This window comes from Actinoplanes sp. NPDC049548, assembly GCF_040676695.1.
Taxonomy (GTDB): Bacteria; Actinomycetota; Actinomycetes; order Mycobacteriales; family Micromonosporaceae; genus Actinoplanes.
The window spans coordinates 278,305-290,923 of record NZ_JBFAPM010000006.1; the positions used below are offsets into that span (position 1 = coordinate 278,305).

Here is a 12,619-nt window from a genome sequence, read left to right on the forward strand (position 1 = left end):
TCGAGGCAGTCTGCAGAGGCCTGGTCGTCGGATGGCGGGTTCGGACTTTCTAGGCGGCACTGACCCGTTGGCCATTCGCCGGATGTGGTCAGCCGATGCGGCGAGCGAACCTCAACTCGGTCATGTAGCGCTTCACGATGTGCCCTCCGTGGTCGCCGTCGATGAGTCCGGCGATGCAGTTCAGCAGTCCGCTCCGCGGTGCGTCCGGCAGGGCGCGGTGACCCGAGTAGGTCATCAGCACGTCGAGGTACTCCGCTGTGGAGTAGGGCTGGTCCCACTCGTACCGATGGAATTCAGCCGGTCCGAACCGTTGGGACGCCACCAGTTCCGCGGCGTCCTCTCCGATGGCGTCCGCATTTTCGAGGCGCAGTCCTGGCGGCGTCGCCGGGTCCCAGGTCTCGTAGCAGCGCTGCGCCGCGGCGAAGAAGGCGTCTGTCCCGCCGGCGATGTGGTGAGTGCTCACTGTGGCCAGGAGACCGCCGGGCCTGAGGGCGTCGGCCGACTTGCCGACCCGGATCGCCGGATCGATCCAGTGGAACGCGGTGGCCGACAGAACCAGGTCGAACGGTACGGCGGGCAGCGGCCAATCCTCGAACGCCGCCGTGACCACCGTGACGGAGTCGAACCCGGCCAGGTTGCGTCGCGCCACCGCGGCCATGTCGGCGCCCAGCTCGACCGCCACCACCCGGTAGCCGCGTTCGGCCAGCGGAAGCGTCGCCTGCCCGGTGCCACACCCGATCTCCAGCACCCGGGCGCCGGGTCCGACCCCGGCGGCGGCCAGGTCGTCGAACATCCGCGTGGGATACCGCGGCCGGGCGCGGTCGTAGCGTTCGGCGTCCTCGTTGAAGGTCTGCCGCAGTTTCACGTAGTCCGCGCTGTCGGTCACCGGGCGAGACTAGGGGGCCGCCGCCCTTGAACGTAGCCAATTACCGGCGGCCGAAGCGACGGGGCGAAGTCCGCGAACCACGCCCGGGCCTGTGGATCCGGCCCGACGAACGGCGAGGACCGGTCAACCCGAACGTCAAGAACAAAGCCCGAACCGGCCGGCCACCTGAAGCAACGGCCGGTCAAACGAGGCGCGAGGGCACGGCCCGCACCAGGTCGTCAGCTCAGGCGGGCGAGGATCAGGTCGCGGACGGTTTTGGCGTCTGCCTGGCCTCGGGTCGTCTTCATGACCGCGCCGACCAGGGCGCCCGCTGCTGCCAGCTTGCCGTCGCGGATCTTGGCGGCGATGTCGGGGTTGGCGGCGATGGCTTCGTCGACGGCGGTCTGAAGGGCGCCGGTGTCGGAGACGACTTCGAGGCCGCGGGCGGTCATGACGGCGGCCGGGTCGCCCTCGCCGGCAACGACGCCTTCGAGGACCGTGCGGGCGAGTTTGTCGTTGAGCTTGCCCTCGTCGACCAGGGCTTGGAGCTGGGCGACCTGGGCCGGGGTGGCACCGACCTCGGCGAGGTCGACGCCGGTCTCGTTGGCGCGGCGGGCGAGCTCGCCCATCCACCACTTGCGGGCGCCGGCCGGGCTGGCGCCCGCGGCGATGGTCTCCTCGATGAGCTCGACCGCGCCGGCGTTGGCGACCGACTGCATGTCGAGCTCGCTGATGCCCCAGTCCTCGCGGAGCCGGGCGCGCTTGGCGCTCGGGCGTTCCGGGAGGGCGGCCCGGAGCTCGGCGACCCAGGCGGGGTCGGGGGCGATCGGGACGAGGTCGGGCTCGGGGAAGTAGCGGTAGTCCGTGGCCTCCTCCTTGGAGCGGCCCGGGCGGGTGTCGCCGGTGACCTCCTGGAAGTGACGGGTCTCCTGGAGGATCTTGCCACCGTCGTCCAGGATGCCGGCCTGGCGGATGATCTCGGAGCGGACCGCGCGCTCGACGGAACGCAGCGAGTTGACGTTCTTGGTCTCGGTGCGGGTTCCCCACTCCTCGCCGGGCTTGTTGAGCGAGGTGTTGACGTCGCACCGCAGCGAACCCTGCTCCATGCGCACGTCGGAGACGCCGAGCGAGCGGATGATGTCGCGCAGTTCCGTCACGTAGGCACGGGCGACCTCGGGGGCCTTCGCGCCGATGCCCGGGACCGGCTTGGTGACGATCTCGACGAGGGGGATGCCGGCACGGTTGTAGTCCACGAGCGATTCGGTGGCGCCGTGGATGCGGCCGGTGGCGCCGCCGACGTGCAGCGTCTTGCCGGTGTCCTCCTCGAGGTGGACCCGCTCGATGCCGATGCGCACGGTCTCGCCGTCGACCTCGACGTCGACGTAGCCGTCGGTGCACAGGGGCTCGTCGTACTGGGAGGTCTGGAAGTTCTTGGGCATGTCCGGGTAGAAGTAGTTCTTCCGGGCCATGCGGCACCACGTGGCGATGTCGCAGTTGAGCGCGAGGCCGATCCGGATGGTGGCCTCGATGCCGGCGCGGTTGGCGACCGGCAGCGCGCCGGGCAGGCCGAGGCACACCGGGCACACCTGGGTGTTGGGTTCCGCGCCGAACTCCGTCGGGCAGCCGCAGAACATCTTCGTGTTCGTGCCGAGCTCGACGTGCGTCTCGAGGCCGATCACCGGCTCGTAGCGGGCGGTCGCGTCCTCGTACGAGGGCAGCGCAGTCGTACTCATGCGGTGAACTCCAGGTGGCAGAGACATCCTGACGGGACAAGCGTAGTGCGGGACGGGGTCCGGCCGGGCGCACGGCCCGGCCGGAACGCCGGTCAGAGCTCGGGCGGGGTGAGCGTGCCGACCGCCGACTCCAGCGCGGCGGCCACCCGGTACATCCGGTCGTCCGCCATCGTCGGAGCCATGATCTGGAAGCCGACCGGCAGGCCCTCGGACAGCCCGCACGGCACCGAGATGGCCGGGCCGCCGTACAGGTTGGTCGGGATCGTGAAGAGGTCGGCGAGGTACATCTGGTAGGGGTCCGAGGTACGCGACCCGAACGGGAACGCCACGAACGGCGTGGTCGGCGAGATGAGCACGTCCACCCGCTCGAACGCCGAGGTGAAGTCGCGCGTGATGAGCGTGCGCACCTTCTGCGCCTGCCCGTAGTACGCGTCGTAGTAGCCGCTGGAGAGGGCGTACGTGCCGAGGATGATGCGCCGCTTGACCTCGGGGCCGAAGCCCTCGTCACGGGTCAGCGACATGACCTCCTCCAGCGAGCGCCTGCCGTCGTCGCCGGAGCGCAGGCCGTAGCGGACGCCGTCGAAGCGGGCCAGGTTGGAGGAAGCCTCGCTGGGCGCGATCAGGTAGTACGCCGGGAGCGCGTACTCGAAGTGGGGGCAGGAGACCTCGACCACCTCGGCGCCGAGCTTGACCAGCGCCTCGACCGACTCGCGGAACGCGGCGGTGACGCCGGGCTCGGCGCCTTCCCCCGCGAACTCCTTGACGAGGCCGAGCTTCACACCGGTCAGGTCGCCGGTCGCGCCCAGGCGGGCCGCGGCGACGACGTCCGGTGCCGGCTGCGGGATCGAGGTGGAGTCGCGCGGGTCGTGGCCGCCGATCACCGCGTGCAGCAGGGCGGCGTCCTCGACCGTACGGGCGCAGGGACCCGGCGTGTCCAGCGAGGACGAGAAGGCGATGAGCCCGTAGCGGGACGTGCCGCCGTACGTGGGCTTGGCGCCGACCGTGCCGGTGACCGCGCCGGGCTGGCGGATGGAGCCGCCGGTGTCGGTGCCGATGGCCAGCGGTGCTTCGTACGCCGCGAGCGACGCCGCACTGCCGCCGCCGGAACCGCCCGGGATGCGCCCGAGGTCCCACGGGTTGTTGGTCGGCCCGTACGCGGAGTACTCGGTGGAGGAGCCCATCGCGAACTCGTCCATGTTGGTCTTGCCGAGCATGACCGTGCCGGCCGCGCGGAGCCGCTCGACGATCGTCGCGTCGTACGGCGGCTTCCAGCCCTCGAGGATCTTCGAGGCGGCGGTCGTCGGCACGCCCCGGGTCGCGATGACGTCCTTGACCGCGACGGGCACACCGGCCAGCGGCCCGAGCTCCTCGCCCCGGCCCCGGCGGGCGTCCACGTCGGCCGCGGCGGCGAGCGCGCCCTCCCGGTCGACGTGCAGGAACGCGTGCACGCGGTCGTCCACGGCGGCGATCCGGTCGAGGTGCGCGGTCGCCACCTCGACGGCGGAGGTCTCGCCGGCGGCGATCAGGCCGGCGATCTGGGCCGCCGTCATCCTGGTGACGTCACTCACGGCGCTCACTCCTCCTCGTCCAGGATGCGCGGCACGCGGAACCGGCCCTCGGCGGCGTCGGGCGCGCCGGACAGAGCCTCGTCCTGCGTCAGGCTGGGCTGCACGACATCGTCGCGGTAGACGTTGGTCAGCGGCACCGAGTGCGAGGTGGGCGGGATGTCCTCGGCGGCGACGTCACCGATCCGGGCGACCGACTGGAGAATGACGTCGAGCTGGCCGGCGAACCTGTCCAGCTCCTCCTCGGTCACGGCGAGCCGCGACAGGCGCGCGAGATGCGCGACCTCTTCGCGGGAGATGGCGGCCATCGTGCCCCCTGGTTTCCGTCGGTGATGCTGACCGGGGAAGTCTATTTGCCTCGGCGGGCGCTTTGACGGGCGGCACCCCGGTCTGTGGACAACGGGTCAGGTGGTCGCGAGGGGCTCTCGCCCGGGCCGCAGGGGACGATACCGAGCGAGCCACTCCTCGAAGGCCTCCGCCGGCATCGGGCGGGCGTGGAACCAGCCCTGGGCGGCGTGGCAGCCGTCGGCCGCGAGCAGGCGCCACGTGCGCTCGTCCTCGACGCCCTCGGCGACCACCCGCAGCCCGAGCGAGCCGGCGAGCGCGATGACCGATCGCACGATCGCGGCGTCGCCGGGGTGGGCGGCCATGCCGAGCACGAACGACCGGTCGATCTTCACTTCGGACAGCGGCAGCCGGCGCAGGTGCTGCAGCGAGGAGTAGCCGGTGCCGAAGTCGTCCAGCGAGATGGCCACGCCCATGCGGTCCAGCCGGGTGATGGTGTCGAGGACGCGGTGCGGGTCCGCCATCAGCGCGCTCTCGGTGATCTCGAGCTGGAGGAGGTCGGCCGGCACGGCGTACCGGAGAAGCAGGGTTTGAATCTCCTCGGCGATGTCGGTGGCATGCAGGTCGCGGACGCTCACGTTGACGGACGCCCGGACGGGGCGGCCGCCGTCCCGCCAGGCGGCGAGGCGGCCGATCACCTCGTGCAGCACCCGGCTGGTGAGCAGGCGCATGACCGGCGTCGGCTCGACCACGCGCAGCAGTTCCTCGGGTCCGACGACGCCGCGCTCGGGATGCCGCCAGCGCAGCAGGGCTTCGACGCCCACCACCTCACCGGTGGCGATGGCGATCTGCGGCTGGTAGTAGAGCATCAGACCCTCGGCCGGCTCCTGGCGCAGCGCATGCCGCAGGTCGGCCAGCAGGGTGAGGTCGGGCGTGTGATGTCCCGCATCGCGGGCGTAGACCGCCACCTGGGCACCGCGCTGCTTCGCGTCGTACATCGCGGCCTCGGCCTGCCGGAGCAGGGAAGCGCCGTCGCCGCCGCGTTCGGACTGCACGGCGATGCCGATGGACGCGCTCACGTCGATGGTCAGGCCGTCGAGCGCGAACGGCGAGTCGAGCACCTCGGCCAGGTGGGTGGCGATCCGGCGGGCCGATCCCGGCCCGTCGACCCGGGTCGCCAGCACCGCGAACTCGTCACCGCCGAGCCGGGCCACAAGATCATGCGGGGGTACGGCCGCAGCCAGGCGTTGTGCCACCTGCACCAGCAGCCGGTCACCGTGGGCGTGCCCGAGCGCGTCATTGACCGTACGGAAGCGGTCGAGGTCGAGGAGGAGAAGCGCGAGCCGCCGCTCGGGCCGGTGCGCACCGGGGCCGGCGTCACGTTCGGCGACCGAGGCCTGGAGCGCGCGCCGGTTGGGCAGCCCCGTGAGCGCGTCGACCCGGGCGGCCCGCTCATATTCGCCCGCCGACCGGACCATGCGGTGCACGGCGTGCAGTGCCAGCAGGACCAGCGGTACGAGAGCCAGCCCCACCTGCGCGGCCGCCAGCACGACGGGCCCGAGCAGCAGCAGCGCAGCCGTGGCGAACAGCTCCTGGCCCCACCGCTGCACCTGGCGCCGCTTGTGGTCGCCGCCCAGGACTCGGGCGGCGAGCGCGTCGAGGCCGTACCGGGCGGCGATCCAGGCGGCCGCGGCGGCCACGGTGATCAGGGCGTCGTCCCAGTTCGGCTCGGCGTCGAGGCGCAGCCCGGCCAGTCCGGCGACGAGCGCGGCGGCGGCGAGCGCTCCCCCGTGCTGGACGGCGAGGTGCAGGGCCCGCCGCGGCGACTGCCGCATCCGTACGCCGGCGACCGCCATGGCCGCCAGCTGCACCGCGAGGGCGGGGACGAACCCCCAGGCCAGCGCGACGCCGAAAGCGAAGCAGATCGACGGCAGGATGATCGAGCTGGCCCGCCGGTTCGCGACCACGTACGGCCGCGCGTCGACCGCGAGCGCCAGAGCAGCCATGACCCAGAAGGCGGTCGGCAGCTCCGCGAACATGCCGGGGAAAAGGAGCCACAGGGCCGCGTCGACCATCAGGGCACCACCGACGGCGGCGACGACACCCTGCCGGGCCACTACCGCCCGGCGGACGCCCGGCATGGCGCTGCGCTGCTGTGCGGCACCCATGCGACCTCCACGATGGCGTCGACCGACCGAGTCCTCCTCACCCTAGATCCATATCGACGAAACTACGCGAAACAGACTCGCCGTTATCAAATTGGCATAAGTCGCAGAAGCGGCATCTACCCTGGATTCACTCGTTGGTGGCTCCCGTGCCCTCACCGGCCTCCCCGGCTACTCCTCACTGGGCTCCCGGGCCTTCTCCGCACCGGGTTCGCCGGCCATCTCCGCCACCGCCCGGGCGGCGTCGGGACCGTCGGCGAGCAGGACCCCGAAGCCGTCCTCGTCCAGCACCGGCACCTTGAGCTGCAACGCCTTGTCGTACTTGCTGCCCGGGTTGTCCCCCACGACCACGAACGCGGTTTTCTTGGACACGGAACCGCTGACCTTGCCGCCCCGCGACGTCACCGCCTCGGTCGCGGCGTCCCGCGAATACGAGGCGAGGGTGCCCGTCACCACGACGGTCAGCCCCTCCAACGGCCGCGGGCCCTCGTCCGTGCGTTCGTCCTCCATCTGCACCCCGTCCGCACGCCACTTCGTGACGATGTCGCGGTGCCAGTCGACGGCGAACCACTCCCGCAGGCTCTCGGCGATCGTCGGGCCGACGCCCTCCACGGCGGACAGCTCCTCGACGCGCCCCTCGGTCACCGCCGCCTCGATGGCGTCCATGGAACCGAAATGCCGCGCCAGCGCCTGAGCCGCGGTCGGGCCGACGTGCCGGATCGACAGGGCGACGAGCACCCGCCACAGCGGCCGGTGCTTCGCCTCCTCCAGGTTCTCCAGCAGCTTGACCGCATTGCTGCCCAGGCTGCCGTCCTTGTTGACGAAGAACGGCGAGCGCTGCAGGTCCTCGGAGGTGATGCGGAACAGGTCGCCCTCGTCGGTGATGATCTGCGACTCGAGCAGCGCCTGCCCGGCCTTGTAGCCCAGCACCTCGATGTCGAACGCACCCCGCCCGGCCAGATGGAACACCCGCTCCCGCAGCTGCGCCGGGCACGAGCGCGTGTTCGGGCACCGGATGTCGATGTCGCTCTCCTTGGCGGGAGCGAGCGTGGTGCCGCACGCGGGGCACTCCGTCGGCATCACGAACGGCCGCGCATCCTCGGGCCGCAGGTCCATCACCGGCCCGAGGACCTCGGGAATGACGTCGCCGGCCTTGCGCAGCACGACGGTGTCCCCGATCCACACGCCCTTGCGCTCCACCTCGCGCGCGTTGTGCAGCGTCGCCAGCGCCACCGTCGAACCGGCCACGCGCACGGGCTCGAGCACCGCGAAGGGCGTGACCCGCCCGGTCCGGCCGACATTGACGTCGATGTCGAGCAGCTTGGTGGTGACCTCCTCGGGCGGATATTTGTACGCGATGGCCCAGCGCGGCGCCCGGCTCGTGGACCCGAGCCGCCCCTGGATCGCCACCGAGTCCACCTTGATGACGACGCCGTCGATCTCGTGCTCGACGTCGTGGCGGTGCTCGGCGTAATAGGCGATGTACTCCCTTACGCCGGCCATATCGTCGACCAGCTTCCACCGCTCGCTGGTCGGCAGCCCCCACGACTTCAACGCCTCGTAGGCGTGAGACTGCGACTGAGGCGTGAAACCCTTGCGCGCGCCGATCCCGTGCACGACCATCCGCAGCCCCCGGGTCGCGGTGATCCGAGGGTCCTTCTGCCGCAGACTGCCGGCCGCGGCATTGCGCGGATTGGCGAAGGGCGCCTTGCCCTGCTCCACCAGCGACGCGTTGAGGTCGGCGAACGCGGACGCCGGGAAGTAGATCTCGCCACGGACCTCGAGCAGCTCGGGCGGATCCTCACCGGCGAGCCGCTCCGGGATCTCGCGGATCGTGCGGACGTTCGGCGTGACATCCTCCCCGGTGCGCCCGTCACCCCGCGTCGCACCGCGGACCAGCCGACCCTTCTCGTACGTCAGATTGATGGCGAGCCCGTCCACCTTGAGCTCGCAGATGAACTCGACCGGCCCACCCGCGTCGCGCACCGTCCGCTCGGCCCACGCACCGAGCTCGGCATCGTCGAAGACGTTGTCGAGCGACATCATCCGCTCGGCGTGCTCGACCGGCGTGAACTGGGTGGAGAAGCTGCCACCGACGTTCTGCGTCGGCGAGTCCGGCGTTCGCAGCGCCGGGAACTGCTCCTCCAGCGCCTCCAGCTCGCGCAGCAGCTTGTCGAACTCGGCGTCGGAGACCGTCGGCGCGTCGAGGACGTAGTAGCGATACTGGTGACCGCGAATCTCGTCGCTCAGCTCGGCATGCCGCGAACTGGCCTCCGGCGTCGGCTCGGCCCCGGCGGCAGCGACCTGCTCGGCGGTGGGTTGCCCGGCGGCGAGCTCCTCGGCCGCCGCGGCGTCGGCGGGCGACAGAACGTCTGGACTCTGCTTGTCGGGCACCGGTGACCTCCGTTTTCGACTTTCAGGAGGCACGTTAGTCGGCCCCTCCGACAAAATCGCCGACCCGCGGCGCCCCGAGTGCGGGCCGGTCGCGAAACCGGCGCCGCGGTCGCGGACGAAGACCGTCACGGGTACGGTCTGCCGATGGCTGACTGGCGGTTGTGGCTGGTCGCGGCGCTGCTCGCCGGACTCACTGCCATGCTCGTGCGCCGGCGGGTCCGCAGAACCCGGCCGTCCCGGGGCGACATCTGGTGGGCCGACGTGCCCTTCGCCCGCGGCCAGGGCGCCAAGCTCCGGCCGTGCCTGGTGCTGCTGAACCACCGCGACGGCATCGTCGTGCTGAAGATCACGAGTCAGGACAAGAGCCACCGCCGCGACCACGTACGGATACCGACACGCTCGTGGGACGCCCGCGCGCGGCACGATTCGTATGTGAATCTGGGCGAACCGATCCTCGTCCGCCCCACGGCCTTCCACCGCCGGGCGGGCACGGCGGCGCTCTCGACCCGGCGTCACGTGGCAGGTTGGCGGGGCTTGTCACGGGCGGATCTCGTGCGGGTCGCCACGAGGCAGTCCCGGCCGCGGCGCGCACGTGGAGACGCGCCGCGTCAGTCCGGGCCACGCTGAGGAAGGAGCCGGCGGAGGCGCAGGCTCGGCAGGGAATGCCCGGGGTGGGCCGGGAGACGCGCAAGGTGCGCCGGCGCGCGAACGGTCGGCCCGGTCAGGCCAGTTGAGCCGGCCGGACGGGTCGGAGCCCGGTCGATTCGGTGAGGATCGGTCGACGCCGGTCGGCATCGAGTGCACCCCACGCTGCGGCTGCGGTCGCCGGCCGTCGGTGGCCGGTCACCAGCCGCCCGATCACCAGACCAGGCAGAACGGGTGCCCGACCGGATCCGCGTACACCCGGAAGTCGTCGCCGCCGCCGTCCAGTCGCTTGGCTCCCGCCGCGAGCACCCGCTGCTCCGCCATCTCGATGTCGTCGACCCGGACGTCGAGGTGGAACTGCTGGGGACGGTCGTGGTCGGGCCACTGGGGAGGGAGGAGGTCCGGGGCCTTCTGGAAGGCGAGGCTGGGCGCGTCGGAGTCGGTGCGGATGGTCACCCAGTCGTCGTCTTCGCGGACGACGTGCATCCCGAGCAGCTGGGTGTAGAAGCGGGCCAGGGCGCGCGGATCGGGGCAGTCGATGACGACGGTGTCGAGACGTCCAATCATGTCTGCATGATGCCTGCCGGGTCCGACAGAAAAGTCCCGAACGAGCAGACTTCCGCCCGCCGGAGCGCCGATGCCTCACGGAAGCGCGGCGAACGCCGGACGATGCGGCCCCCGTACCGAACCCCGCGGCTCAGACCTCCGCGAGCCGCCGCCCCGCGTCACGGCACGCCTTGAGCACCGCGCGGACGTATGCCGGCGCCGCGCCCGCGAGACCGCAGGCCGGGGTCACCACCACCTGTTCCGGCAGCCGTGCGGCGGGGAACCCGAGCTCGCTCCACAAGCCTCGTACCCGGTCTGCGACCTGAGCCGACGTCAGAGCGCGGCCCGCGGACGGCGGCCGGGTCGGCACGGCGCCCGCGAAGAGGCCGAGACCGGCCTCGATGGCCTCACCCAGCGGGTCGAGATCTTTCAGCAGGGCCAGGTCCAGCGAGACGGCTGCGGCCTGTGCATCCCGCAGGACCTGCAACGGTACGCCCGGAGCACAGCTGTGCACGATCACCGGAACCCCGACCGCCTCGGCCACGGTCCGCAGCGCGCTCGCCGCATCGGGGCCGTCCACGGCCTTGTACGCACTCAGCCCGCTCTCGGTCGGCACCTGCCCGGCGAGCACCGCCGGCAGCGAGGGCTCGTCGAGCTGCAGCAGCACACCGGCGCCCGGGAGTCGCTTCTGGACGTCGGCGACGTGGCGGCGCAGCCCTTCGGCGAGCGAGTCGGTGATGTCGCGCACGGCGCCGCGGTCGCGCAGCATCCGTCCGCCGATGGGCAGGTCGAGGCTGGCGGCCAGTGTCCACGGTCCGGCGGCCTGCACCTTGATGGGCCCGGTGTAGCGGTCGCCTTGCTCGGTGAGCTGGTCGAGGTCGCGCTCGAGGAGGTCCGCCGTGCGCCGCATGTCCTTGCCGGGCCGGGGCGCGATCTGCCACCGGCCGGCGTAGAGCTGCACGGGGAGCTCGACGAGGAACCCCGCACTCCGCCCGATCATGTCGGCGCCGGGGCCGCGCTCCGGCAGCTCGAGGAGGTGCGGCAGCCCGGGCAGCTCGCCGAACACGAGCCGCTGGGCCTCGGCGATGTCGGTGCCGGGCAGCGATCCGATGCCGGTCGCCGCCCCGGCGCCCCACGGAAACGCCGCCCCGCCGCGTGAGGAGGCAATCTCCCCGCCCGGCGAGGACGAGGCCACCCCACCCTGCGCGGGAGAGTGAGGCGACGCGAAGCCCGCCCCGGCGGCGAGGGGAGGCTCAGGCGGCCGCGAGAACTCAGCCACCGGCGACCGCGCCGGACGTGGTCGCCTGCCCGGAACCCGCCGGCGCGCTCAGCCCGGCGCTGATCGTGGCCGAACCGAGCACGATGTCACCGTCCGCGTCCCGCCGGTAGGCGACGATCGCCTGTCCCGCCGCGACCCCCCGAGCCGGCGTCCGCAGCCGGGCGGTCAGTCCGTCGCCGTCGACGGTGACCACCGCCTGGACCACCTCCCCGTGCGCGCGCAGCTGCACGTCGCACTCGACCGTGGTCTGCTCGGCGTGCCAGATGGGGCGGTCGGCCGTCACCGTGTCGACGGCCAGGTCCTCTCGGGGGCCGACCGTGACCGTGTTCGTCTTCGGGGTGATGGACAGGACGTAGCGGGGGCGGCCGTCCGGGGCGGGGACGCGCAGGTCGAGGCCCTTGCGCTGGCCGACCGTGTACGCGTAGGCGCCCGCGTGCTGCCCCAGCACCGCGCCCGTGCGGCCGTCGACGATGTCTCCCGGGGTCTCGCCGAGGCGGTCGGCGAGGAAGCCGCGGGTGTCGCCGTCGGCGATGAAGCAGATGTCGTGCGAGTCGGGCTTGTCCGCGACGGCGAGCCCTCGGGCGGCGGCCTCCTCGCGGACCTGGGTCTTGGTGGAGTCGCCGAGCGGGAAGATCGCGCGGTCGAGCTGGGTGCGGGTGAGCACAGCCAGCACGTACGACTGGTCCTTGGCGAGGTCGACGCTGCGCCGCAGGTGGCCGTCGGGGCCGAGGCGGGCGTGGTGGCCGGTGACCACGGCGTCGAAGCCGAGGGCGACCGCCCGGTCCAGGACCGCCGCGAACTTGATCTTCTCATTGCAGCGGAGGCAGGGGTTCGGCGTGCGGCCGGCGGCATACTCGGCGACGAAGTCGTCCACGACGTCCTCGTGGAACTGCTCGGCCATGTCCCACACGTAGAACGGGATGCCGATGACGTCGGCGGCGCGACGCGCGTCGCGGGAGTCCTCGAGGGTGCAGCAGCCCCGCGCCCCGGTCCGGTAGGTTTGGGGATTCCGCGCCAGCGCCAGGTGCACGCCGGTCACGTCATGGCCGGCATCCCGGGCGCGCGCGGCAGCGACGGCGGAGTCGACACCGCCGGACATTGCTGCAAGCACTCGCACGCGGCAAGCCTATCCGCCGGCACCG

The 12,619-nt window shown here is 72.1% G+C and carries 10 protein-coding genes; 1 reads left to right on the forward strand and 9 read right to left on the reverse strand.

Annotated features, from left to right (window positions below; all coding sequences use genetic code 11):
- Nucleotides 1–88: 88 nt before the first annotated feature.
- The 6 genes from AB0J80_RS15110 to ligA form a co-directional block, all read right to left on the reverse strand.
- Entirely contained in the window at nt 89–886 is a 798-nt protein-coding gene (locus AB0J80_RS15110) for a class I SAM-dependent methyltransferase (protein WP_364704866.1), read from the reverse strand.
- Nucleotides 887–1,104: 218 nt separating this feature from the next.
- Entirely contained in the window at nt 1,105–2,598 is a 1,494-nt protein-coding gene (gene gatB, locus AB0J80_RS15115; RefSeq protein ID WP_364704868.1) for an Asp-tRNA(Asn)/Glu-tRNA(Gln) amidotransferase subunit GatB, read from the reverse strand.
- Between the two features lie 92 nt (nt 2,599–2,690).
- Nucleotides 2,691–4,166, reverse strand: a complete 1,476-nt coding sequence (gatA, locus tag AB0J80_RS15120; protein ID WP_364704870.1) for an Asp-tRNA(Asn)/Glu-tRNA(Gln) amidotransferase subunit GatA — start codon at nt 4,164–4,166, stop codon at nt 2,691–2,693.
- A 5-nt stretch (nt 4,167–4,171) separates the two neighbouring features.
- The gene (gene gatC, locus AB0J80_RS15125; protein WP_364704872.1) at nt 4,172–4,471 is read right to left on the reverse strand and encodes an Asp-tRNA(Asn)/Glu-tRNA(Gln) amidotransferase subunit GatC; all 300 of its coding nucleotides are present in this window, start codon (nt 4,469–4,471) and stop codon (nt 4,172–4,174) included.
- A gap of 96 nt (nt 4,472–4,567) precedes the next feature.
- Nucleotides 4,568–6,616 carry an EAL domain-containing protein gene (locus AB0J80_RS15130; RefSeq protein WP_364704874.1) on the reverse strand — a complete coding sequence of 683 codons (2,049 nt, stop codon included), beginning with the start codon at nt 6,614–6,616 and terminating at the stop codon, nt 4,568–4,570.
- Nucleotides 6,617–6,784: 168 nt separating this feature from the next.
- A complete protein-coding gene (gene ligA / locus AB0J80_RS15135) occupies nt 6,785–8,980 on the reverse strand; it encodes an NAD-dependent DNA ligase LigA (protein WP_364705076.1) in 2,196 nt (731 codons plus the stop codon).
- A gap of 171 nt (nt 8,981–9,151) precedes the next feature.
- On the opposite strand from ligA, the gene AB0J80_RS15140 reads away from it, so the two are divergent.
- Nucleotides 9,152–9,634 carry a type II toxin-antitoxin system PemK/MazF family toxin gene (locus AB0J80_RS15140; protein ID WP_364704876.1) on the forward strand — a complete coding sequence of 161 codons (483 nt, stop codon included), beginning with the start codon at nt 9,152–9,154 and terminating at the stop codon, nt 9,632–9,634.
- A 231-nt stretch (nt 9,635–9,865) separates the two neighbouring features.
- Here the strand turns inward: AB0J80_RS15140 and AB0J80_RS15145 are convergent, their stop codons facing one another.
- The 3 genes from AB0J80_RS15145 to mnmA form a co-directional block, all read right to left on the reverse strand.
- Entirely contained in the window at nt 9,866–10,219 is a 354-nt protein-coding gene (locus AB0J80_RS15145; protein ID WP_364704878.1) for a VOC family protein, read from the reverse strand.
- A 130-nt stretch (nt 10,220–10,349) separates the two neighbouring features.
- Entirely contained in the window at nt 10,350–11,366 is a 1,017-nt protein-coding gene (locus AB0J80_RS15150) for a methionine synthase (protein WP_364705077.1), read from the reverse strand.
- A 103-nt stretch (nt 11,367–11,469) separates the two neighbouring features.
- Nucleotides 11,470–12,594, reverse strand: coding sequence for a tRNA 2-thiouridine(34) synthase MnmA (gene mnmA / locus AB0J80_RS15155; RefSeq protein WP_364704880.1), 1,125 nt, complete (start codon nt 12,592–12,594; stop codon nt 11,470–11,472).
- Nucleotides 12,595–12,619: the final 25 nt, after the last annotated feature.